This window comes from Serratia sp. 4542, from assembly GCF_016805595.1.
Lineage (GTDB): Bacteria > Pseudomonadota > Gammaproteobacteria > Enterobacterales > Enterobacteriaceae > Serratia > Serratia nevei.
The window spans coordinates 341,607-362,951 of the sequence record NZ_RXKV01000004.1 but is presented as its reverse complement, the minus strand read 5'-3'; the positions used below and the strand labels follow the sequence as shown (position 1 = coordinate 362,951).

The 21,345-nt window shown below is 62.4% G+C and carries 21 protein-coding genes; 14 read left to right on the top strand and 7 right to left on the bottom strand.

Annotation, left to right across the window (positions count from 1 at the left end):
• Positions 1 to 11: 11 nt before the first annotated feature.
• Positions 12 to 1,148, bottom strand: a complete 1,137-nt coding sequence (blaSRT, locus tag EKL15_RS05745; RefSeq protein WP_060440035.1) for an SRT/SST family class C beta-lactamase — start codon at positions 1,146 to 1,148, stop codon at positions 12 to 14.
• 206 nt (positions 1,149 to 1,354) lie between these two features.
• On the opposite strand from blaSRT, the gene EKL15_RS05740 reads away from it, so the two are divergent.
• Positions 1,355 to 2,236, top strand: coding sequence for a LysR family transcriptional regulator (locus EKL15_RS05740; RefSeq protein ID WP_049196838.1), 882 nt, complete (start codon positions 1,355 to 1,357; stop codon positions 2,234 to 2,236).
• Here the strand turns inward: EKL15_RS05740 and EKL15_RS05735 are convergent.
• Positions 2,233 to 3,264, bottom strand: coding sequence for a Mal regulon transcriptional regulator MalI (locus EKL15_RS05735; RefSeq protein WP_100396348.1), 1,032 nt, complete (start codon positions 3,262 to 3,264; stop codon positions 2,233 to 2,235). The two genes, EKL15_RS05740 and EKL15_RS05735, sit on opposite strands and share 4 nt — an antisense overlap.
• A 221-nt stretch (positions 3,265 to 3,485) precedes the next feature.
• On the opposite strand from EKL15_RS05735, the gene malX reads away from it, so the two are divergent.
• Entirely contained in the window at positions 3,486 to 5,105 is a 1,620-nt protein-coding gene (gene malX / locus EKL15_RS05730; RefSeq protein ID WP_049201912.1) for a maltose/glucose-specific PTS transporter subunit IIBC, read from the top strand.
• Positions 5,098 to 6,279 carry a MalY/PatB family protein gene (locus EKL15_RS05725; protein WP_100396347.1) on the top strand — a complete coding sequence of 394 codons (1,182 nt, stop codon included), beginning with the start codon at positions 5,098 to 5,100 and terminating at the stop codon, positions 6,277 to 6,279. The genes malX and EKL15_RS05725 overlap by 8 nt, the downstream gene beginning before the upstream one ends.
• A gap of 32 nt (positions 6,280 to 6,311) precedes the next feature.
• On the opposite strand, the gene EKL15_RS05720 is transcribed toward EKL15_RS05725, so the two are convergent.
• Both EKL15_RS05720 and EKL15_RS05715 read right to left on the bottom strand, forming a co-directional pair.
• A complete protein-coding gene (locus EKL15_RS05720; protein WP_060419134.1) occupies positions 6,312 to 6,680 on the bottom strand; it encodes a hypothetical protein in 369 nt (122 codons plus the stop codon).
• Complete coding sequence (locus EKL15_RS05715) at positions 6,677 to 7,273, bottom strand: NUDIX domain-containing protein (protein ID WP_100396346.1); 597 nt, start codon at positions 7,271 to 7,273, stop codon at positions 6,677 to 6,679. The genes EKL15_RS05720 and EKL15_RS05715 overlap by 4 nt, the downstream gene beginning before the upstream one ends.
• Before the next feature lie 97 nt (positions 7,274 to 7,370).
• Here EKL15_RS05715 and EKL15_RS05710 point away from each other — a divergent pair, with 97 nt between their 5' ends.
• The 3 genes from EKL15_RS05710 (at position 7,371) to EKL15_RS05700 (ending at position 9,919) form a co-directional block, all read left to right on the top strand.
• Positions 7,371 to 8,126 (top strand): DeoR/GlpR family DNA-binding transcription regulator, encoded by a 756-nt coding sequence (locus EKL15_RS05710; RefSeq protein WP_049201919.1) that lies wholly within the window; start codon positions 7,371 to 7,373, stop codon positions 8,124 to 8,126.
• 136 nt (positions 8,127 to 8,262) lie between these two features.
• The gene (gene add / locus EKL15_RS05705; protein WP_019455941.1) at positions 8,263 to 9,261 is read left to right on the top strand and encodes an adenosine deaminase; all 999 of its coding nucleotides are present in this window, start codon (positions 8,263 to 8,265) and stop codon (positions 9,259 to 9,261) included.
• Between the two features lie 112 nt (positions 9,262 to 9,373).
• Entirely contained in the window at positions 9,374 to 9,919 is a 546-nt protein-coding gene (locus EKL15_RS05700; protein WP_070914928.1) for an AAA family ATPase, read from the top strand.
• Positions 9,920 to 9,930: 11 nt separating this feature from the next.
• Here the strand turns inward: EKL15_RS05700 and EKL15_RS05695 are convergent, their stop codons facing one another.
• Together EKL15_RS05695 and EKL15_RS05690 are read right to left on the bottom strand one after the other, a co-directional pair.
• Complete coding sequence (locus tag EKL15_RS05695) at positions 9,931 to 10,935, bottom strand: bile acid:sodium symporter family protein (RefSeq protein WP_038873888.1); 1,005 nt, start codon at positions 10,933 to 10,935, stop codon at positions 9,931 to 9,933.
• Between the two features lie 74 nt (positions 10,936 to 11,009).
• Positions 11,010 to 12,050: an oxidoreductase gene (locus EKL15_RS05690; RefSeq protein WP_100396345.1), complete on the bottom strand. Its 1,041-nt coding sequence runs from the start codon at positions 12,048 to 12,050 to the stop codon at positions 11,010 to 11,012.
• Between the two features lie 231 nt (positions 12,051 to 12,281).
• On the opposite strand from EKL15_RS05690, the gene EKL15_RS05685 reads away from it, so the two are divergent.
• The 4 genes from EKL15_RS05685 (at position 12,282) to rsxC (ending at position 16,544) form a co-directional block, all read left to right on the top strand.
• The gene (locus EKL15_RS05685; protein ID WP_060440040.1) at positions 12,282 to 12,722 is read left to right on the top strand and encodes a DUF2569 domain-containing protein; all 441 of its coding nucleotides are present in this window, start codon (positions 12,282 to 12,284) and stop codon (positions 12,720 to 12,722) included.
• Between the two features lie 135 nt (positions 12,723 to 12,857).
• Positions 12,858 to 13,439 carry an electron transport complex subunit RsxA gene (gene rsxA, locus EKL15_RS05680; protein ID WP_004938443.1) on the top strand — a complete coding sequence of 194 codons (582 nt, stop codon included), beginning with the start codon at positions 12,858 to 12,860 and terminating at the stop codon, positions 13,437 to 13,439.
• On the top strand, positions 13,439 to 14,011 hold the full coding sequence (gene rsxB, locus EKL15_RS05675; protein ID WP_004938428.1) for an electron transport complex subunit RsxB: 573 nt from the start codon (positions 13,439 to 13,441) through the stop codon (positions 14,009 to 14,011). The genes rsxA and rsxB overlap by 1 nt, the downstream gene beginning before the upstream one ends.
• Positions 14,004 to 16,544, top strand: a complete 2,541-nt coding sequence (rsxC, locus tag EKL15_RS05670) for an electron transport complex subunit RsxC (RefSeq protein ID WP_203089043.1) — start codon at positions 14,004 to 14,006, stop codon at positions 16,542 to 16,544. Before rsxB ends, rsxC begins: the two co-directional genes overlap by 8 nt.
• A gap of 34 nt (positions 16,545 to 16,578) precedes the next feature.
• Here the strand turns inward: rsxC and EKL15_RS05665 are convergent, their stop codons facing one another.
• Complete coding sequence (locus EKL15_RS05665; RefSeq protein ID WP_060419143.1) at positions 16,579 to 17,472, bottom strand: helix-turn-helix domain-containing protein; 894 nt, start codon at positions 17,470 to 17,472, stop codon at positions 16,579 to 16,581.
• A 364-nt stretch (positions 17,473 to 17,836) separates the two neighbouring features.
• Here EKL15_RS05665 and rsxD point away from each other — a divergent pair, with 364 nt between their 5' ends.
• From rsxD to nth, 4 genes are read left to right on the top strand one after another with little or no spacing between them, the layout of a single operon-like run.
• Positions 17,837 to 18,922, top strand: coding sequence for an electron transport complex subunit RsxD (rsxD, locus tag EKL15_RS05660; RefSeq protein WP_048233608.1), 1,086 nt, complete (start codon positions 17,837 to 17,839; stop codon positions 18,920 to 18,922).
• 9 nt (positions 18,923 to 18,931) lie between these two features.
• Positions 18,932 to 19,561, top strand: a complete 630-nt coding sequence (rsxG, locus tag EKL15_RS05655; RefSeq protein ID WP_033652583.1) for an electron transport complex subunit RsxG — start codon at positions 18,932 to 18,934, stop codon at positions 19,559 to 19,561.
• Positions 19,558 to 20,256: an electron transport complex subunit E gene (locus EKL15_RS05650; protein ID WP_038873082.1), complete on the top strand. Its 699-nt coding sequence runs from the start codon at positions 19,558 to 19,560 to the stop codon at positions 20,254 to 20,256. The genes rsxG and EKL15_RS05650 overlap by 4 nt, the downstream gene beginning before the upstream one ends.
• On the top strand, positions 20,256 to 20,897 hold the full coding sequence (gene nth / locus EKL15_RS05645) for an endonuclease III (RefSeq protein ID WP_019455952.1): 642 nt from the start codon (positions 20,256 to 20,258) through the stop codon (positions 20,895 to 20,897). The genes EKL15_RS05650 and nth overlap by 1 nt, the downstream gene beginning before the upstream one ends.
• The last annotated feature ends 448 nt before the right edge of the window (positions 20,898 to 21,345 follow it).

The window sequence follows — 21,345 nt, the reverse complement described above, 5'->3', positions numbered from 1 at the left end:
GCCCCTGACCGTCAGCGCTTCTCCAGCGCCTGGATGATGTGGTAAGCCGCTTCGACGCGATCGTCGTTCGGGAACCACTTGTTGGCCAGCATCACCACGGCGATATTCTTCGCCGGGATAAATACCGCGTAGGTGGAGAAACCGCCGGTGGAGCCGGTTTTGTTATACCAGCCGGCGCGCAATTCCGGCTGCGGCGGCGTGATGGCGGTGGCCGGCGTGCCGTTCATGATCATCCCGGCGTTGTTGCCTTCAATCAAACGCGACAGTTTCACCGGATACGGGTAGTTCTCCCACATCAGATCCTGCGTGAACGCGCCCGCCTTGTAATAACCGACGTGCGTCGCGGCCAGCGCGTCGCGCCACGGCTGCGCTACCTTCACCTGCTGCAGGTTGGCATCCAGATAGCGAATCAGATCGCGGGCGTTGGACTTGATGCCGTAAGACTCGGCGTCCAGCGGGCCGGGGTTGACCCGCACCGGCTTATCGTCCTTGCTGTAACCCTGCGCATAGTTGGCCATCTGCGCCGCCGGCACCTGCACGTAGGTGTGGCTCATGCCCAATGCCGGCAGCATCCCCTGTTCCATCGCCTGGATAAACGGCTGGTCGAGGCTCTTGGCGGCGATCATGCCCAGCATGCCGATGCCGAGGTTGGAATAGACGCGGTAGCTGCCCGCCGGGTGTTTCGGCTGCCAGGCCCGGTAATAGGCCATCAGCTGGGCGTTGTTGGTCACGTCGTCCGGCACAAACAGCGGCAGGCCGGAGGTGTGGGTCGCCAGATTCAGCAGGCTGACGCCGTCGAAGGCGCTGCCGCGCAGCTCGGGCAGGTAGTGACTGGCCGGGTCTTTAAACGACAGCTTGCCCTGCTGCTGCGCATAGACCGCCAGCGTCGCGGTGAAGGTTTTGCTCAGCGAGCCCACTTCAAACAGCGTCTGCTCGGTGATCGGTTTACCGGTCTGCTTCGAGGCGACGCCATACGGGTAAATCTGCTGTTTGCCGTCGACCGACACGGCGATCGCCATGCCCGGCACGCCGTATTTTTTCATCAGCGGCTGAATAACGGCGTCGATATCCTGCTGCTGTGCGGCGTGCGCGGTCGGCAGGATCAGTGCGGCGATCAGCGCGGCCGCCAGGCGGTTCATTTTCGTCATGATAGAAGCTCTTAGGTTGCAGGGCATCGGCCGCGGCCAAAAGTTTTTATTGGCGTTATATACGGCGCTTTCCCTGATTGATGATGTCATTCCTTTACGGCTGCCGTGACACTCTGAGCAGCCGCGCCAAATATCGGATTTTGCCGCCGGGTTGACAAGCGATAATAATTTCAGCCAGCATAAAGAAAAACTTATGGCTATCGACAATGCGCAATCGACTTCCCCTCAACGCCCTGCGGGCGTTCGAATCCTCCGCTCGTCACCTGAACTTCACCCGCGCCGGTCTGGAGCTGCGCGTCACCCAGGCCGCCGTCAGCCAGCAGGTGCGCATGCTGGAAGAACAGCTGGGCATTCAGCTGTTCCGCCGCCTGCCGCGCGGGCTGGATCTGACCGAAGAGGGCCAGGCGCTGCTGCCGGTATTGAGCGACGCCTTCGACCGCATCGAGGCGGTGCTGCAGCAGTTCGAAGGCGGGCATTTCCACGAGGTGCTGACGGTGGCGGTGGTCGGCACCTTCGCCGTCGGCTGGCTGATGCCGCGGCTGGCGGCGTTCCGCACGGCGCACCCGTTTATCGATCTGCGGGTGCTCACCCACAACAACCTGGTCAATCTGTCGGCCGACGGCATGGATTTCGCCATCCGCTTCGGCGAAGGGCTCTGGCCCGCCACCTGCAATATCAAGCTGTTCGACGCGCCGCTGACGGTGCTCTGCCCGCCGGCGGTCGCCGCGCGCCTGCGCACGCCGCAGGATCTGCAGCACGAGCAGCTGATGCGCACCTACCGCAAGGATGAATGGGAGCGCTGGTTCGCGGCGGCACAGGTGACGCCGTGGCGGATCAACGGCCCGGTGTTCGACTCGTCAAGGCTGATGGTGGAAGGCGCTATCCAGTGCGACGGCGTGGCGCTGGCGCCGGTCAGCATGTTCCGCCGCGAACTGGCCGCCGGCGCGCTGCAGCGGCCGTTTGCCGCCGAGGCCGCGCTCGGCGCCTATTGGCTGACCCATTTGAAATCGCGGGATCTGACGCCGGCGATGAAAACCTTTATCGGCTGGATCCGCCGGGAGGCGGAAGAGGAACAGCGGCAGGGCTAGGCGGAACCGCGCCGGATCAGCGTCGGCGGCAGAATGACGTTCTGCGCCGGCAGGTCGGCGTCACCGATGCGCTGCAGCAGGCGCGCGGCGGCGCTGCGCCCCACTTCCCGCGCCGAGCTGGAGACGAAGGTCAGCGGCGGCTCGGTCAGTTCGGCCTCCGGCACGTCACCGAAGCCGATCAGCGCCACCTGCCGCCCGTAGTAGGCGTCTACCCCGTCCGAACCGATGCTGCGGCCGCTACGCGCCAGGCCAAAATAGGCGCCGAGCGCCACCGACGCCTTGTGGCAGACGATGGCGGTAATGTTCGGGTAATGGCGCAGCAGTTGCTCCGCCGCTTCCGCCGCCTGGCGCTGCCGGCAATCGCACTCGACGATCCATTCGCTGCGAAACGGCAGGCCGTACTGCACCAGCGTGGCGCAAAAGCCGCCCAGCCGCTCGGCGCGCGTCAATGAATCGCTCTGGCCGCCGAGGTAGGCGATTTGGCTGTGGCCGCGCTTGATCAAAAATTCGGTGGCCAGCTTGGCGGCCTGCATGTTGTCCGGCCGCACCACGTCCACGCCATCGAGACCGCTGGAGCGCGCCACGCAGACCAGCGGTACGCCCTGCTCGGCCGCCTTCTCCTGCAGGCCCGCCGCCGCGCGAATGCCGCCCGCCAGCACGATGCCGTCGACGCCCTGCGCCAGCAGCGCGTCAAACGCCCGCTGCAGGCCCTGGCCGTCGCGCCCGCTCTGCGTCAAAAACAGCAGCTTGTCGTGCGCCTCCAGCGCTTCGCTCAGCCCGGCGGTCATTTCGGCATAGAAGGGTTCGCAGATGTCGCGCAGAATAAGGCCAATCACCCCGGACTCCCCGCCGCGCAGCGTCGCCGCCTGGCGATTGCGCACGTAGCCCAGCAGCTCTATCGCCTGATTGACCTTCTCGACGGTGGTCGGCGAAATGCGCCCCTTGCCGCTCAACACCAGGGAAACCGTGGTGACCGACACGCCCGCCTGCTGCGCCACATCGGTGATGGTGATTTTTTTGATGCTCATAGTCTCTGCGAACCCGTTCCTGGGCAACCCGCCGTAATGATCAAGGGTATACCGAATCCGTTAGCTCAGTAAAACGTTTTACTGCCTGCCGCATTGTCGCCAAAAACCGGGCGGCAGATTTGTGATTGGCGGCGCATTTTTGCTAGGTAAAACGTTTTATCTTCTTTTTACCTAATCAGAAGTCCCCTTTTTGCTCGTCTTTTCGCCAGGAGAAGTCGGTTATGTCAGCAGCCAACAAACCAAAAATCACCCTCTGGGAGTTCTTCCAGAGCCTGGGCAAAACCTTCATGTTGCCCGTCGCCTTGCTCTCTTTCTGCGGCATCATGCTGGGGATCGGCAGCTCGCTGAGCAGCCGCGACGTGATCACCCTGATGCCGTTTATCGGCCACCCGATCTTCCAGCTGATCTTTACCTGGATGAGCAAGGTCGGTTCCTTCGCCTTCAGCTTCCTGCCGGTGATGTTCGCCATCGCCATTCCGCTGGGCATGGCGCGTGAGAACAAGGGCGTCGCCGCCTTCTCCGGCTTCGTCGGCTTCGCCGTGCTGAATCTGGGCACCAATTTCTACCTGACCGCCGCCGGCGTGCTGCCCACCAGCGATCCGCTGGTGCTGAAAGCCAACAATATCCAGAACATTCTCGGCATTCAGTCGATCGATACCGGCATCCTCGGCGCGGTGATCGTCGGCATCATCGTCTATCGCCTGCATGAACGTTTCCACACCATCCGCCTGCCGGACGCGCTGGCGTTCTTCGGCGGCACGCGCTTCGTGCCGATCGTCACCACCGTGGTGCTGGGCCTGTGCGGCCTGGTGATCCCGCTGATCTGGCCGTGGTTCGCCGCCGGCATCACCGGGCTGGGCTGGGTGATCAACAGCGCCGGCGCCTTTGGCCCGATGCTGTTCGGCACCGGCGAACGCTTGCTGCTGCCGTTCGGCCTGCAGCACATACTGGTGGCGCTGATCCGCTTTACCGAGGCGGGCGGCACGATGGAAGTGTGCGGCCACAGCGTCAGCGGCGCCCTTACCATCTTCCAGGCGCAGCTCTCCTGCCCAACCACCACCGGCTTCGCCGAGAGCGCCACTCGCTTCCTTTCGCAGGGTAAAATGCCGGCGTTCCTCGGCGGGCTGCCGGGCGCGGCGCTGGCGATGTATCACTGCGCTAAACCTGAGAACCGCCATAAAATCAAAGGGCTGTTGATTTCCGGCGTGGTGGCCTGCGTGGTCGGCGGCACCACCGAGCCGATCGAGTTCCTGTTCCTGTTCGTCGCGCCGTTCCTCTACCTGATCCACGCACTGCTCACCGGGTTGGGCTTTACCGTGATGGCGCTGCTGGGCGTGACCATCGGCAACACCGACGGCAATATCATCGACTTCGTGGTGTTCGGCATTCTGCACGGCACCGCCACCAAGTGGTATCTGGTGCCGGTGGTGGCCGCCGTCTGGTTTGTCGGCTATTACGCCATTTTCCGCTTCGCCATCCAGCGCTTTAACATCAAAACGCCGGGCCGCGAAAGCGACAGCGCCGTCAGCCAGAGCGCGCCGGCCGGCGCGGTGGGCAAATCCGGCTACAACGTGCCGGCGATTTTGGCGGCGCTCGGCGGCCCGGACAACATCATCACGCTGGACAACTGCATCACCCGCCTGCGCCTGTCGGTCAACGACATGAGCCGGGTGGACGACGCGGCGCTGAAGGCCAACCGCGCCATCGGCGTAGTGCATCTCAACGAGCATAATCTGCAGGTGGTGATCGGCCCACAGGTGCAATCGGTGAAGGATGAATTAGACTCACTGATAGCCACGGCGCAACCTGCCGCGGCGCTGCAGGGAGCCACCCATGTTTGATTTCGCCACCCCGATCGACCGCCACGGCACCTGGTGCACCCAGTGGGACTATATCGCCGATCGCTTCGGCAGCGCCGATCTGCTGCCGTTCACCATCTCCGATATGGATTTCGCCACCGCGCCGTGCATTCTCGAGGCGTTGCAGCAGCGCCTGCAGCACGGCGTGCTGGGCTACAGCCGCTGGCAGCACGAGGATTTTCTCGGCGCGCTGCGCCACTGGTATCAGCAACGTTTCAACGCCGCCATCGACACCGCAACGGCGGTGTACGGCCCTTCCGTTATCTACATGGCGGCGCAGCTGATCCGCCAATGGTCCGTACCGGGCGACTACGTGGTGACCCATACTCCGGCCTACGACGCCTTCTACAAGGTGATCCTCGCCAACCAGCGCCAGCTGTTGGCCTGCCCGCTGCAAAAAGCCGGCGACGACTGGCGCTGCGACATGGCGCACCTTGAGGCCTTGCTGGCGCGGCCGCAGACCAAGATCCTGCTGCTGTGCAGCCCGCATAACCCCACCGGCAAAGTGTGGCGCCGCGACGAGCTGCAGCAGATGGCCGAACTGTGCGAGCGCCACGACGTGCGCGTCATCAGCGATGAGATCCACATGGACATGGTCTGGGGGGAACACCGCCATACGCCGTGGAGCCAGGTGGCGACCGGCGTCTGGGCCCTGCTGACCTCCGGCTCCAAGAGTTTCAATATCCCGGCGCTGACCGGCGCCTACGGCTTCATCAGCGACGACGCCAGCCGCGAAGCCTACTTCCAGCAGCTCAAAGCCCGCGACGGCCTCTCCTCGCCGGCGGTGCTGGCAGTCGCCGCGCACGTGGCCGCCTATCGCCACGGAGAACCCTGGTTGGATTCCCTGCGCGACTATCTGCAGGATAATCTGACCTACGTCGCCGAGCGGTTGGAACAGGCGTTTCCGGCGCTGGGCTGGCGCCCGCCGCAGGCCACCTACCTGGCCTGGATCGATCTGCGGCCGTTGGCCGTTGACGATCGGGCGCTGCAGCAGGTGCTGATCGAGCGCGAAAAGGTGGCGATCATGCCGGGCTTTACCTACGGCGAGGAAGGCCGCGGGTTCCTGCGCCTCAACGTCGGCTGCCCGCGCAGCAAGTTGGAGGCCGGCATGGACAAGCTGATCGCCGGATTGCGGTTGGTGCTGGGCGAGCAATAGCGCGAGGGGGCGAGCCTCTGCCCGCCCCTCGATTACCCCTGAACAGGCGGAATGTCCTCCAGGCGGCGATAAACCGTCAGGCCCCACTCGTTGGCCAACCGCACGTCGTTATCGGCTCCCGCAGACGCCCCTTCGATGCGATACACCGCCTGACACTGCGCAATCAGCCGGTGGGCCACCGGGTAAAGAAACGCCTCGCTCACCGCATCGCCAACCTGAGTGGAACCCGCCGCCGCCGCCAACGGCAGCGCCAGCCACTCGCCGATCACCGGCACGTGCCCCCGCTGGTAAACCGCCAGCGCCGCCTGTTCCAGGCGCGCCAGATTGGCGGCGATACGCTGCGGATCGCCATCGGTGCCGCTGCGATAGGGGCCGGCGATCAAGATTTGTTGGGCTTTCATCGTTCTTCCTCCAATGTCCGGTTCAAGGCGACAAACTGCAGCAGCATGATGGTCTTGGCGTCAACGATCGTGCCCTGGCGAACCGCCTGCAGGGCTTGCGCCAGCGGCAGCTCGAGCACCTCCAGATCTTCCCCCTCCGCCGCCACCCCGCCGCCCTCGTTGATGCGGTCGCCCGCCTGATATTCGCCGACGAAAAAGTGCAGCTTCTCGGTGACCGAGCCTGGGCTCATGTAGGCTTCGAACACCTTTTCCACGCTCTGCACGAAATAGCCGGTTTCCTCTTCCGCTTCGGCGCGGATGCGCTCCTCCGGCGACGCGTTGTCCAGCAAACCGGCGGCGGCCTCAATCAACATGCCGTCATGGCCGTTGACGAACACCGGAAAACGGAACTGGCGCGTCAGGATCACCGTTTGCGCCTGCCGGTTGAACAGCAAAATCACCGCGCCATCGCCGCGATCGTAGGTCTCACGGCTTTGTCGCTGCCAAACGCCGTCGCGCCGCAGAAAATCAAAGGTGGTTTTTTTCAGCAGGTACCAGTCATCGGACAACACCCGGGTTTCGACAATGCGAACCCTGTCTTTGGTGGCTATCATCGGTTTACTCCGCCAGAGGAAGGAAATTGATACTATCGTGCAGTTTCGTGTATGATCAAGAAATTTCGTGCAACCCAAATTTGAGAGGAAAATGGCCATGTTGACCAGCCAGCGCAAGAAGATCATCCTGGAAAAACTGGCCCAGGACGGCCAGGTGTTGGCCAAGCAGCTCAGCGAAATGTTTGGGTTGTCGGAAGATACTGTCCGGCGCGATCTGCGCGAACTGGACGCCGAGGGGTTGCTGCAGCGGGTACATGGCGGCGCCCTGCCGGTTTCCTCTGCCATTGCCAGCTTCGCCGAGCGCAATCAGTTGGAATCCGGCGCCAAACGCGCGATCGCCAAAGCCGCAGCGGCGCTGATCGCCCCCGGCCAGGTAGTGATTATCGACGGTGGCACCACCTCTGCAGAACTGGTCCGGCAGCTGCCGCTCAACCTGAACGCCACCATCGTCACCCACAGCCCCAGCGTCGCCGTGGGCCTGGTCGATCACCCCACGGTGGAGGTGATCCTGATCGGCGGCCGGCTGTACAAGCATTCGATCGTCAGCGTCGGCGCCGCCGCGGTGGAGGCGATGTCGCATATTCGCGCCGATCTCTATTTTATGGGCGTGACCGGCGTGCACCCCACTGCAGGGCTGAGCACCGGCGATCTGGAAGAGGCCTACATCAAGCGGGCGCTGGCGGCCCGCGCGGCGGAAACCGTGGTGCTGGCTTCCGCCGCCAAGCTTAACGCCGCCTCGCAGTATGCGATCGGTGACATTACGCTGGCGCATACCATCATCGTTGAACGCGCCACCGACGACGCATTGATCGCGCCGTTGCAGCAGGCGGGCGTCAGCGTGTTGAAAGCCTGATTCACGACGATAATGCGATACACCTCGCATTATTTGTGATGCAAGTCACTTTTTTATGCAACGAGATGGCAAGTTTCATTCATTTGTTTTTATACTGTTCTGCACTTTACCTACGATAAATTAGCGAGTGCCCAGCATGATCGATCCCCGCCTACCGCTTACCGACATTCACCGCCATCTCGACGGCAATATCCGCGCGCAGACCATTCTCGACCTCGGTCGCCAGTTCAATCTCGCCCTGCCGGCCAACGATTTGGAGAGCCTGCGCCCGCACGTGCAGATCACCCACGCCGAACCGGATCTGGTCAGCTTCCTGCAGAAACTGGACTGGGGCGTAGCGGTGCTGGGCGATCTGGACGCCTGCCGCCGCGTGGCCTACGAAAACGTCGAAGACGCCGCCAACGCCGGCCTGCACTACGCCGAGCTGCGTTTTTCCCCTTACTACATGGCGATGAAGCACCAGCTGCCGGTCGCCGGCGTGGTGGAAGCGGTGATCGACGGGATCCGTTCGGGCTGCCGCGATCGCGACATCGACATTCGCCTGATCGGCATCATGAGCCGCACCTTTGGCGAGGCCGCCTGTCTGCAGGAATTGGAAGGGTTGCTGGCGCACCGCGACGGCATTACCGCGCTGGATTTGGCGGGCGATGAGCTGGGCTTCCCCGGCAGCCTGTTCCTCAACCACTTCAACCGCGCGCGCGACGCCGGCCTGCGCATCACCGTGCACGCGGGCGAAGCCGCCGGCCCGGAAAGCATCTGGCAGGCGATCCGCGAACTGGGCGCCGAGCGTATCGGCCACGGGGTGAAAGCGGTCGAAGATCCGGCGCTGATGGACTTCCTGGCGGAACACGGCATCGGCATCGAATCCTGCCTGACCTCCAACATCCAGACCAGCACCGTGCCTTCGCTGGCGCAGCATCCGCTGGCCACCTTCCTGCGCCACGGCGTGCTGGCATCGATCAACACCGACGATCCGGCGGTTCAGGGCATCGAGATCGAGCACGAATACCGCGTCGCCGCACCGCAGGCCGGGCTGACGCCGGAGGAAATCCGCACCGCACAGGAAAACGGCCTGAAGCTGGCCTTCCTCAGCGAGCAGGAAAAACAGGCGCTGCGCGCCAAAGTTCAGGGTTAAATCTCCCCAAGGCGCCAAGCGGCGCCTTCTTCTCACCCCCCCCATTTTCTTCCGCCTGCTCGTCTTTATCGCTGTTTTCACCCATAGCTCTGCCGCAAGAGAGGAATTCCGTATGTCTGACAAACTACGCCGCATCGTGCTGACCGGCGGCCCGGGTTCGGGCAAAAGCACGCTCATCGACGTTCTTCATCGCCGAGGTTACCCGCATTCGCAGGAGGCGGGCCGGGCGATTATTCAGGATCAGGTGGGTATTGGCGGCAATGCGCTGCCATGGGGCGATCGCCAGGCTTTCGCCGAGCGGATGCTGGATTGGGAGCTGCGCTCATGGCGAGAAGCGACGGGCGCAACATGCTGGTTCTTCGATCGCGGCCTGCCGGATATCGCCGGTTACCTGACGCTGTGCGGGTTGCCGATCCCCGCCCCCTTAACCGCGGCGATCGGCGCTTTTCGCTATGCCGATACGGTGTTCATCGCCCCGCCGTGGCAAGCGATCTACGCGCAGGACAGCGAGAGAAAACAATCTTTCGCCGAAGCCGAGCAGACCTACCAAGCGATGCTGGCCGTCTACCGCCGATCGGGTTATCGGCTGCAGGAACTGCCGCGCGCCTCACCCGACGAGCGCGCCGACTTTCTGCTCGACGCGCTGGGCCGCCGTTAGCGGCCTGTGCTTTATTTGGCCACCAGCGCCTCCGCCTCGGCCCGCTGTTTGGCGGTTTTACGCGCATAGCGCTGCGCCAGCACCGCGCACACCATCAGTTGCACCTGGTGGAAAATCATCAGCGGCAGCACCATGGCGCCCACCGCTGCAGCCGGGAACAGCACGTTGGCCATCGGGATGCCGTTCGCCAGGCTCTTTTTCGAGCCGCAGAAAACGATGGTGATCTCATCGGCGGTATTGAAGCCCAGCCAGCGCGCCGCATAGGTGTTGATCACCAACACCACCGTCAGCAGCACCAGCGACATCACCAGGATGGTCAGCAGCGACCAGCCGTCGATACGGTGCCAAATCCCTTCCACCACCGCCGCGCTGAACGCGGTGTACACCACCAGCAGGATCGACGAGCGGTCGGTCAGGTTGATCAGCTTGCGATGGCGATCGACCCACTTGCCGATCAGCGGCCGCGCCAGATGGCCAACCACGAACGGCACCATCAGCTGCAGAATGATTGAACCGATGGCGTGCAGCACGTCGGTGTTGCCGCCCTGGGTATGCATCAACGCCCCCACCAGCAGCGGCGACAGGAACACGCCGAGAATGCTCGACGCCGAGGCGCTGCAGATCGCCGCCGCCACGTTGCCGCCCGCCGCCGAGGTAAAGGCGATGGCCGATTGCACCGTGGCCGGCAGCGCGCACAGGTAGAGGAAGCCGAGATAGACCGTCGGCGTCATGATGCCCGGCACCAGCAGGTTCATCGCCAGCCCAAGCAGCGGGAACAGCGCAAAGGTGCTGAGGAACACCAGCAGATGCAGCTTCCAGTGGCTCATGCCGGCGACGATCGCCTCGCGCGACAGCTTGGCGCCGTGCATAAAGAACAGCAGCGCGATGGCGGCGGTGGTCAGGTGTTCAAAGAAGGTTTTCCAGATGCCTTCGCAGGGGAACAGCGAGGCGACGATCACCACCAAAATCAGAACCAGCAAAAATTTATCAATGCGCAAACGCTGCAACCAGGACATGAAACGGATTTCCTTGCACGTAAAGTCGTAAAAAGGCCCGACGTTGCGCCGGGCCACTGGAGAAACGGGCGGTATCACGCCACCGGCAGCGCCTGCTGCAGCCGGGCTGATTCCAGCCCCAGTTCGATCAATGCCATCACCGCAATGGCGTCGGCGGCCGGCACCGGATTTTCGCCTGTGCCGGCGATCGCGTCGCGCACCGCGGCGTAATAGGCCGGGTAATTGCCGGGAATGTTGAGCAGCGGTTGCTCCGCCAGCAGATCGCCACGTGACAGCGTCACCACACCGTCGCGCATGTCATAGCCCCAGTCGGCCTGCGGCAGGCGCTCGCCGGCCTTCAGCCGGTCTTCCTGCGGGTCCAGGCCGTATTTGATATAGCTGCCGCGGGTACCGTGCACCACGTAGCGCGGGCTCTCCGCCGCCGCCAGCATGCTGGCGTGCAGCACCACGCGGCGATTGCCATAGCTCAGCAGCGCGTGGAAATAGTCCACAGCCTGCGCGCCCGGCCGCAGCTCCCCCAAATCGACGAACAGCCGGTCGGGCTTGCCGAATAACTGCAACGCCTGATCGAGCAGATGCGGCCCTAAATCGTACCAGATTCCGCTGCCGACGCCGCCTTGTTCGCGCCAGCGCTGGCGCACCTGCGGCCGGTAGCGATCGAAATGCGACTCGAAATAGACCACCTCGCCCAGCGCACCCTCATTCAGCAGCGCTTTCAGGGTAAGGAAGTCGCTGTCCCAGCGGCGGTTGTGAAATACCGACAGCAGCAAACCGCTCTGCTGCGCCTGCTGTTGGAGCGCCTGCGCTTGTGACAACGTCACGGTAAACGGTTTATCCACCACCACATGCTTGCCGGCGGCCAACGCCTGCTGCGCCAGCGGGAAATGGGTATCGTTGGGGGTAGGAATCACGATCAGATCGAGGACCGGATCGGCGAACAGCGCCTGCGCATCGCCCACCACCGCCATCGACGGCCAGTCGGCGTGTACTTTGCCGGCATCGCTGCTGGCGACGGCGGCCAGCTCGAGCCCCGGCGTACCGGCGATCAGCGGCGCATGAAAGGTTTTGCCGGCGTAGCCGTAACCGACCAGCCCGACACGAATTTTTTCAGCCATGGGATTTCCTCTTGCAGGCTCACGACAGACCTTTCGATTTGACACCATGCGGCCGGATGGAACAAGAAGTAAATGAGATGTTAATTTGAAGCGGGCTCAATACGGCGTCGAGTAGCCAAACGTGCTGCCACGCGCCGTGATGCCGAGCTATCCGGTTGATAGAGATGACGAAGCCGGTATTACCCGCTAAGCTATGCCGCCTGTGATCCCCGTTTCAATCAGGAAGCCTTTATGTCTCAAGCTGAATACTCTCGTATCGGCGGTTGGTTGCTGGCCCCGATGGCCTATCTGATCGTCACCCTGCTCAGCGCCAGCCTGATGCTGCTCCTGTACGCCATGGCGATCTTTATGCCCGAGTCGCGCGATTACCTGCTGACCAACGCCCAGGCGTTTACCCTGCAATGGTACTTTTCAGTGCTGACCACGCTCTTGATGTGGTGCTTCACCCTGTGGCTGCTGTTTTTATTTTGCCAGCGCTCGCAGCGCTTCCCCAAGCTGTTCTTGCTGTGGCTGCTGATCACGGTGATCCTGGCGGTGAAAGCCTTCGCCTTCGCGCCGGTGCCGGATGAAGTGGCGGTGCGCAGCCTCGGCTGGCCGCTGCTGATGGCGGCGCTGCTGGTGCCTTACATCAAGCGCTCGCAGCGGGTCAAAGGGACCTTTACCGAACGTTAAAGGCGCTTGCAGCACGTTTTATTGGGTGGTTTGTGTAAATTTTCACCAAAAAAGGCAATACCCCTGCGATTCATATGTTGTCGTCCGGCCGCCGATTCCCGATAATAGGCGGCTTTTATTTTTTTAGGCATCGCAATGACCGAATACCTGCTCCTGTTTGTCGGCACCGTACTGGTGAACAACTTCGTTCTGGTGAAGTTTCTTGGCCTGTGCCCGTTCCTCGGCGTTTCCAAGAAGCTGGAAAGCGCCATCGGCATGGGAATGGCCACCACCTTCGTCATGACGCTGGCCTCCGTCAGCGCCTGGGTGATCAACACCTTTATTCTGGTTCCGCTGGATCTGGTGTATCTGCGCACGCTCTCCTTCATTCTGGTGATCGCCGTCGTCGTGCAGTTCACCGAGATGGTGGTGCGCAAAACCAGCCCGGCGCTCTACCGCCTGCTGGGCATCTTCCTGCCGTTGATCACCACCAACTGCGCGGTGCTGGGCGTAGCGTTGCTTAACGTCAACCTCGGCTACAACTTCCTGCAGTCCGCCGTTTACGGCTTTAGCGCCGCCGCCGGTTTCTCGCTGGTCATGGTGCTGTTCGCCGCCATTCGCGAACGCCTGGCGGTCGCCGACGTGCCGGCGCCGTTCCGTGGCTCCTCGATCGCGCTGATCACCGCCGGGCTGATGTCGCTGGCCTTTATGGGCTTTACCGGGCTGGTGAAATTCTAATGACTGCGTTGTGGATAGCTATCGCGGCTTTAAGCGCGCTCGGGCTGCTGTTCGGACTGGTGCTGGGCTATGCCGCGCGCCGTTTTGAGGTGGAAGAGGATCCGGTCGCCGAGCAGGTCGACGCGATCCTGCCGCAGAGCCAGTGCGGCCAGTGCGGCTACCCCGGTTGCCGCCCCTACGCCGAGGCGGTGGCCAACGGCGAGATGATCAACAAATGCGCGCCGGGTGGCGAACAGGTGATGCTGAAGCTGGCGGAGCTGCTCAACGTCGAGCCGCAGCCGCTGGGCAGCGAAGCCGCCGCCGAGCCGGAGCGTAAAGTGGCCTATATCGACGAGGCCAACTGTATCGGCTGCACCAAGTGCATTCAGGCCTGCCCGGTGGACGCCATCGTCGGCGCCACCCGCGCCATGCACACCGTCATCACCGACCTCTGCACCGGCTGCGATCTGTGCGTCGCCCCTTGCCCTACCGACTGTATTGAAATGAGACCGGTCGCCACCACCACTGCCAACTGGAAGTGGGACATGAAGACGATCCCGGTGCAAGTGATCCACGTGGAGCAACATGCTTAATCTGTTCGCCGCCTTTAAAAAAGACCGGATCTGGGATTTCGACGGCGGGATCCATCCACCGGAAATGAAAACGCAGTCCAGCGGTGCGCCGCTGCGTGTCGCTCCCCTGCCCAAGACCTTTATCATTCCGCTGCAGCAGCATCTGGGGCCGGAAGGCGAGCTGTGCGTCAACGCCGGCGATCGGGTGTTGAAAGGCCAGCCGCTGACCGTCGGCCGTGGCCGCACCGTGCCGGTACACGCCCCAACCTCGGGCACCGTCAGCGCCATCACGCCGCACATCACCGCTCACCCTTCCGGGCTGACGGAACTGTGCGTGATTATCGAGGCGGACGGAGAAGACCGCTGGTGCGAGCGCGATCCGGTGGCGGACTATCGCCAGGCGCCCGCCGCAGAGCTGATTCAACGTATTCATCAGGCCGGCATCGCCGGTCTGGGCGGCGCCGGTTTCCCGACCGCCAGCAAACTGCAGGGCGGCATGAGCGGCGTGGAAACGCTGATCCTCAATGCCGCCGAGTGCGAGCCTTACATTACCGCCGACGACCGCCTGATGCAGGAACATGCCGACCAGATCATCGAAGGCACGCAGATCCTGCAACACATTCTGCAGCCCAAGGTCACGCTGATCGGCATCGAAGACAATAAACCGGAGGCGATCGCGGCGCTGAAGCAGGCGCTGCGCGGCCAGTCCGGCATTGGGCTGCGCGTTATCCCCACCAAATACCCGTCCGGCGGCGCCAAGCAGTTGACCAAGATCCTGACCGGCAAGGAAGTGCCGCACGGCAAGCACTCCTCCGCCATCGGCGTGCTGATGCAGAACGTCGGCACCGCCTTCGCCATCAAACGAGCAATCGTCGACGGCGAACCGCTGATTGAGCGCGTGGTGACCCTGACCGGCGAGGCTATCGAGCGCCCGGGCAACCTGTGGGCGCGCATCGGCACGCCGGTGCAGCACCTGCTCGACTTCGCCGGTTTCCGCCCGCAGGCGCAGCAGATGGTAGTCATGGGCGGCCCGCTGATGGGCTTCACCCTGCCCGCGCTGAATGTACCGATCGTCAAGATCAGCAACTGCATTCTGGCGCCGACGGTCGATGAAATGACGCCGCAGGAGCCGGAGCAATCCTGCATCCGCTGCGGCCTGTGCGTAGACGCTTGCCCTGCTGGGCTGCTGCCGCAGCAGCTGTACTGGTTCAGCCGCGGACAAGAACACGACAAGGCGCGCAACCATAACCTGTTCGACTGCATCGAATGCGGCGCCTGCGCGTTCGTCTGCCCCAGCAACATCCCGCTGGTGCAGTACTACCGTCAGGAAAAGGCCGAGATCAAGGCTATCGATCTGGAGGCAGCGCGCACCGCCGAGGCCAAGGCGCGTTACGAAGCCAAACTGGCCCGTCTGGAGCGCGAGAAGCTGGCGCGCGAAGAGCGGCACAAAAAAGCCGCCGTCAAACTGACCGACGACGATCAGGGCGCGGTGCAGGCCGCGTTGGCGCGCGTACGCAGCAAAAATGCCGAAGCGGCGGTCACGCCGGTCGACGGCCAGCAGCCGGATAACAGCGAGATGATCGCCGCCCGCGAAGCGCGTAAAGCGCAGGCGCGCGAACGCCGAGCCCAGTTGGCTGCCGAAGCAGAGCAAGCCTCACCGGCCGTTTCCGGCGACGACGCGCGCAAAGCCGCCGTGGCCGCAGCGCTGGCCCGTGTGAAAGCACGCAAAGAAGCGCCGGCCGCAGATGGCACTGCTCCTGCCGTAACAGAGGACGATCCGCGTAAGGCGGCGGTCGCTGCCGCCCTGGCGCGCGTCAAAGCCAAAAAAGCAGAGCAGCAGGCGGACGCTCCTGCTCCAGCGGAAACGACGCCAGCAACCGCCGAGGAAGACCCGCGCAAGGCCGCGGTCGCTGCCGCTCTGGCGCGTGTAAAGGCCAAGAAAGCGGCACAGCAGGCGGGCGTTCCTGCTCCAGCGGAAACGACGCCGGCAACCGCCGAGGAAGACCCGCGCAAGGCGGCGGTGGCAGCGGCTATCGCGCGCGCCAAAGCCAAGAAAGCGGCGCAGCAGGCGGACGCCCCTGCATCGGCGGAAACGGCGCCGGCAACCGCCGAGGAAGATCCGCGCAAGGCGGCGGTGGCAGCGGCTATCGCGCGCGCTAAAGCCAAGAAAGCGGCGCAGCAGGCGGACGCCCCTGCACCGGCGGAAACGACGCCGACAACCACTGAGGAAGACCCGCGTAAAGCGGCGGCGGCGGCGGCTATCGCCCGCGCCAAAGCCAAGAAAGCGGCGCAGCAGGCGGACGCCCCTGCACCGGCGGAAACGGCACCGGCGACCGCCGAGGAAGATCCGCGAAAGGCGGCGGTGGCAGCGGCTATCGCCCGCGCCAAAGCGAAGAAAGCGGCGCAGCAGGCGGACGCCCCTGCACCGGCGGAAACGACGCCGGCGACCGCCGAGGAAGATCCGCGAAAGGCGGCGGTGGCAGCGGCCATCGCCCGCGCCAAAGCGAAGAAAGCCGCCAGAGAATCGCTGGCGGCCGCAACGGAAGAAAAATGATCGATAGCGGCGCCGGGCCTACGCCGGGCGCCGTTTAATCGATAGAGATCAGGTAGGTGTAATCCACCTCAATCTGACGCAGTTTAGATTCCGGATTCCACTCTTTGGTCTGAATGATCTCCATTTCCATACTGCCGCGCACCTCATCCTTCAGCCCTGGCATCACATGCGACATCAGGTAACCGAAAAACTGCAGACACTCTTTCGCCGTGCCCTTATGGTTGATGGAGATAAACTCGCGGCTCGGCAAATGGAAGGTGTCTATCTGATGGTTGGAAAGAATATCCTTTTTGTGTTCAGGATCGACCGCCATCACCAGCGTGGATGACAGCTCGTCGCCTTCCCCGGCCTGGGGGGAATAGATGCTGTAAATCCGCCGGCAGTCGACGTGCAGCCCCTTGAAGAAGTCGTTGAAAATCTCGTCCTTCATCGCCATGCAGGAAGAGTACTCCAGCTCCTGCTCGGAGGCGAAATCCAGCCGGCGCGTGAAGCCGACCAGCTGCATCTCGGGCAGCGTCAGCCGCTTCACCTCCGGATAATAACCGGCGCCGTAGCTGGCTTCGAAGTTAAAGCGTGGCATCAGGTTTTTCACATCCCAGTGCTCCATCGCGCGGTAGCGATTGGGGGTGATGTTGAAGCGCTGCTTGAACATGCGGGTAAAGGTCTGCTGCGAGTCGAAGCCCAGCTCATCGGAAATGTCGATGATCGAGCGACGGGTGATGCGCAGCGCCACCGCGGCGCGCGTCAGGATGCGCGAACGGATATAGGTGGCGAGTTGAATGCCGGTAATACGCTTGAATTTACGCTGCAGATGCCACTTGGAATAGCCCGAAATACGCGCGACTTCATCCAGGTTTGGCCGTTTCTCCAGATGTATCTCCACCCACTCAATTAGCTCTTCAATAAAAAAAATGTCTTCATTTGTCATTATTATGGATTCACTAACTCAATAATGTCGCGATAGTAACCTACACAGATTATGTGAAAGTTGTTATTTTGTGCGAAAACTTGGAGAAAAATCATATCTCATTCATACGGTTACCCGGTTTTTTGCGGTCGCTAGCGGCACAAGTTCCACTGACAATTCCTCACGTTAGCCCATTTTCCGGCCAAAAAAAAATCAAATTGCATTGCCCCGATCGCCGCGAATGCGAAAAGCTGAATACCCCTATTATTAAGGCGTATTACCCTCGCATCGAATCAGGTAGAATGCTCGGCTATCATTTTTGCCGCGCCTTCAGAACGGCGCATCGAAACTGCCGCAGGCGCGGCGCAGAAGGTATCGTTACTCTATGAAGTTCAGGCCGGTATCACCCACAGCCGCCAAAGGCTTACACATCGCCAGCTCGCCTTTCACCCACAACCAGCAAAGCACCAGCCGCATCATGCTGTGGGTCATGTTGGCGTGCATTCCCGGCATCGCGGCACAGATTTGGTTCTTCGGCTACGGCGTATTGATTCAAGTGGCGCTGGCGGCGATCGTCGCGCTGGCGGCGGAAGGCGCGATCCTCAAGCTGCGCAAGCTGCCGGTGCGCAGCCGGCTGGCGGATAACTCCGCCCTGCTCACCGCGCTGCTGCTCGGCATCAGCCTGCCGCCGCTGGCCCCCTGGTGGATGATCGTCATCGGTACTTTCTTCGCCATCGTCATCGCCAAGCAGCTGTACGGCGGCCTCGGGCAGAACCCGTTCAACCCGGCAATGGTCGGTTACGTGGTGCTGCTGATCTCCTTCCCGGTACAGATGACCAGCTGGCTGCCGCCGGATGAGCTGCGCGCCACCGCGCTGTCGCTCCACGACACGCTGCTGGCCATTTTCAGCGGCCATACCTCGCAAGGCGCGACGCTGCACGAACTGCAGATGGGCGTGGACGGCATCAGCCAGGCCACGCCGCTCGACGGCTTCAAAACCGGCCTGCGCAGCGGCCACAGCGTGGAACAGGTGCTGCAGCAGCCGCTGTTTGGCGGCGCCCTGGCCGGCATCGGCTGGCAGTGGGTCAACCTCGGCTTCCTGGCCGGCGGCCTGTTTATGCTGGCGCGCCGCCTGATCCATTGGCAGATCCCTTTCAGCATGTTGGCCGCCATCGCCTTCTGTTCCGGCCTGGCCTGGTGGATCGATCCGGCGCATCAGGCTTCGCCGCTGATCCACCTGTTCTCCGGCGCCAGCATGCTGGGCGCGTTCTTTATCGCCACCGATCCGGTCAGCGCCTCTACTACGCCGAAGGGCCGTTTGATCTACGGCGCGCTGATCGGCGTGCTGGTGTGGCTGATCCGCGTCTATGGCGGCTACCCTGACGGCGTAGCCTTCGCCGTGCTGCTCGCCAACATCACCGTCCCGTTAATCGACCACTACACGCAGCCGCGCGTGTACGGCCATCGCTAAGGAGCCGCCATGCTGAATTCCATGAGAAAGCACGGCACCACGCTGGCGGTGTTCGCGGCGGTCACCACCGGCCTGACCGCCGTGGTCTACGCCCTGACGAAAACCACCATCGCCCATCAGGCGGCGCTGCAACAAAAAGCGCTGCTCGATCAGGTGGTGCCGCCGGAAAACTACGACAACGTCATGCAGAACGAATGCTTCCTGGTCAGCGACCCGGCGCTGGGCGACGGCGCGCCGCACCGCTTGTACCTGGCGCGCAAAAACGGGCAGCCGACCGCCGCCGCGCTGGAAACCACCGCGCCGGACGGCTACTCCGGCGCCATCAAGCTGCTGGTCGGCGCCGATTTCAACGGCACGGTGCTCGGCACCCGAGTCATTGAGCACCACGAAACCCCGGGGCTGGGGGACAAAATCGAACTGCGCATTTCCGACTGGATTTCCTTCTTCAGCGGCAAGAAAATCGAAGGCCCGGACGATAAGCGCTGGGCGGTGAAGAAAGACGGCGGCATGTTCGACCAGTTCACCGGCGCCACCATCACCCCGCGAGCGGTGGTCAATGCGGTACGCCGCACGGCGTTGTATATGGAAACGCTGCCGCCTAAACTTGAAAGCTTACCTGCGTGTGGAGCCAGCGAATGAGTGAAGCCAAAGAATTGATCGTCCAGGGGCTGTGGAAAAACAACTCCGCCCTGGTGCAGCTGCTGGGCATGTGTCCGCTGCTGGCGGTGACCTCCACCGTCACCAATGCGCTCGGCCTGGGGCTGGCTACCACGCTGGTGCTGACGCTGACCAACGCCTCCATCTCCGCGGTGCGCCGCTGGGTGCCGAGCGAGGTGCGCATTCCTATCTACGTGATGATCATCGCCGCCGTGGTGAGCATCGTGCAGATGCTGATCAACGCCTATGCCTTCGGCCTGTATCAGTCGCTCGGCATCTTTATTCCGTTGATCGTGACCAACTGCATCGTGGTGGGCCGCGCCGAAGCGGTGGCCGCCAAGAAGCCGGTCGGCCTCTCGGCGCTGGACGGCATGGCCATCGGCCTCGGCGCTACCGGCGTGATGGTGACGCTGGGCTCAATGCGCGAACTGTTGGGCAACGGCACGCTGTTCGACGGCGCCGATCAGTTGCTGGGCGGCTGGGCCAAGTCGCTGCGCATCGAAGTGGTGCATTTCGACAGCCCCTTCCTGCTGGCGATGCTGCCGCCGGGCGCCTTTATCGGCCTGGGGCTGCTGCTTGCGGTCAAATATCTGATCGACGAAAAAATGAAGGCGCGCAAAGCCCGCGCCGTGGCGGTGGAACCGCTGCTGGAACAAGGACGTGCTGAGAAGGCCTGATGAACAAGCAGAAGCGACTCGAAATTCTGACCCGGCTGCGCGACAACAATCCGCACCCGACCACCGAGCTGGTGTATACCACGCCGTTTGAACTGCTGATTGCGGTGCTGCTGTCTGCGCAAGCCACCGACGTGAGCGTCAACAAGGCGACCGCCAAGCTTTATCCGGTCGCCAACACTCCCGCCGCCATGCTGGCGCTGGGGGTTGATGGCGTCAAGGAGTACATCAAGACCATCGGCCTGTTCAACAGCAAGGCCGAAAACGTGATCAAAACCTGCCGCATGCTGCTGGAGCTGCACGGTGGCGAAGTGCCGGAAGACCGTGCCGCGCTGGAAGCGTTGCCCGGCGTCGGCCGCAAGACCGCCAACGTGGTGCTCAACACCGCCTTCGGCTGGGCCACCATCGCCGTCGACACCCATATCTTCCGGGTGTGCAATCGCACCCACTTCGCGCCGGGCAAGAACGTCGATCAGGTGGAAGAGAAGCTGTTGAAGGTGGTGCCCGCCGAATTCAAGGTCGATTGCCACCACTGGCTGATCCTGCACGGCCGCTATACCTGCATCGCGCGCAAACCGCGCTGCGGCTCCTGCATTATCGAAGACCTGTGCGAGTATAAAGAAAAGGTTTATCCGGAATCCTGAGTTTGTGGGGTGCGGCAAACCGTACCCCACCGCGTTCTTTCCCCCGCCAACGCCTCTTTTTTATCGGAAATGTGATATCGCGCAGCAGTAACCCCGGCGTTATCGCGGTTTTCAGTGAAAAACTCAGTGCCGTGTTATTTTCAAGCGAAAAATTAGTCGAAAATTGCGGTGAACGTCACGCTTTCGGGATCACAAGGCGTTCACAAATGCCAGTCCCGTTTTCCTAAATTTCTATAATTTTACAAAACGCGCCATATACACAACATTCCAACGGATTAATAACCGTACATACACTGATGCGCCAAGAAATAGCAATTCAGCAGAATATATCCCTGTTTAAAATCCGTATAGCTTTTAATCAAAACAAAAAATCGGCAAACCATTAAAACCCGAAAGTTAATACTGCATAACATTTGCAACATCGCAGCATAATCCTGTGGGCGTTAAA

What these genes read in the sequence shown, in the direction of transcription:
- rsxA (WP_004938443.1), top strand. Translation starts at nt 12,858, where the DNA reads ATGACCGAATACCTGCTCCTGTTTGTCGGCACCGTACTGGTGAACAAC.
- EKL15_RS05690 (WP_100396345.1), bottom strand. Translation starts at nt 12,050, where the DNA reads ATGGCTGAAAAAATTCGTGTCGGGCTGGTCGGTTACGGCTACGCCGGC.
- EKL15_RS05725 (WP_100396347.1), top strand. Translation starts at nt 5,098, where the DNA reads ATGTTTGATTTCGCCACCCCGATCGACCGCCACGGCACCTGGTGCACC.
- EKL15_RS05735 (WP_100396348.1), bottom strand. Translation starts at nt 3,264, where the DNA reads ATGAGCATCAAAAAAATCACCATCACCGATGTGGCGCAGCAGGCGGGC.
- rsxD (WP_048233608.1), top strand. Translation starts at nt 17,837, where the DNA reads ATGAAGTTCAGGCCGGTATCACCCACAGCCGCCAAAGGCTTACACATC.
- EKL15_RS05720 (WP_060419134.1), bottom strand. Translation starts at nt 6,680, where the DNA reads ATGAAAGCCCAACAAATCTTGATCGCCGGCCCCTATCGCAGCGGCACC.
- rsxG (WP_033652583.1), top strand. Translation starts at nt 18,932, where the DNA reads ATGCTGAATTCCATGAGAAAGCACGGCACCACGCTGGCGGTGTTCGCG.
- EKL15_RS05665 (WP_060419143.1), bottom strand. Translation starts at nt 17,472, where the DNA reads ATGACAAATGAAGACATTTTTTTTATTGAAGAGCTAATTGAGTGGGTG.
- EKL15_RS05685 (WP_060440040.1), top strand. Translation starts at nt 12,282, where the DNA reads ATGTCTCAAGCTGAATACTCTCGTATCGGCGGTTGGTTGCTGGCCCCG.
- EKL15_RS05700 (WP_070914928.1), top strand. Translation starts at nt 9,374, where the DNA reads ATGTCTGACAAACTACGCCGCATCGTGCTGACCGGCGGCCCGGGTTCG.
- malX (WP_049201912.1), top strand. Translation starts at nt 3,486, where the DNA reads ATGTCAGCAGCCAACAAACCAAAAATCACCCTCTGGGAGTTCTTCCAG.
- blaSRT (WP_060440035.1), bottom strand. Translation starts at nt 1,148, where the DNA reads ATGACGAAAATGAACCGCCTGGCGGCCGCGCTGATCGCCGCACTGATC.
- add (WP_019455941.1), top strand. Translation starts at nt 8,263, where the DNA reads ATGATCGATCCCCGCCTACCGCTTACCGACATTCACCGCCATCTCGAC.
- nth (WP_019455952.1), top strand. Translation starts at nt 20,256, where the DNA reads ATGAACAAGCAGAAGCGACTCGAAATTCTGACCCGGCTGCGCGACAAC.
- EKL15_RS05650 (WP_038873082.1), top strand. Translation starts at nt 19,558, where the DNA reads ATGAGTGAAGCCAAAGAATTGATCGTCCAGGGGCTGTGGAAAAACAAC.
- EKL15_RS05715 (WP_100396346.1), bottom strand. Translation starts at nt 7,273, where the DNA reads ATGATAGCCACCAAAGACAGGGTTCGCATTGTCGAAACCCGGGTGTTG.
- EKL15_RS05740 (WP_049196838.1), top strand. Translation starts at nt 1,355, where the DNA reads ATGCGCAATCGACTTCCCCTCAACGCCCTGCGGGCGTTCGAATCCTCC.
- rsxB (WP_004938428.1), top strand. Translation starts at nt 13,439, where the DNA reads ATGACTGCGTTGTGGATAGCTATCGCGGCTTTAAGCGCGCTCGGGCTG.
- EKL15_RS05710 (WP_049201919.1), top strand. Translation starts at nt 7,371, where the DNA reads ATGTTGACCAGCCAGCGCAAGAAGATCATCCTGGAAAAACTGGCCCAG.
- rsxC (WP_203089043.1), top strand. Translation starts at nt 14,004, where the DNA reads ATGCTTAATCTGTTCGCCGCCTTTAAAAAAGACCGGATCTGGGATTTC.
- EKL15_RS05695 (WP_038873888.1), bottom strand. Translation starts at nt 10,935, where the DNA reads ATGTCCTGGTTGCAGCGTTTGCGCATTGATAAATTTTTGCTGGTTCTG.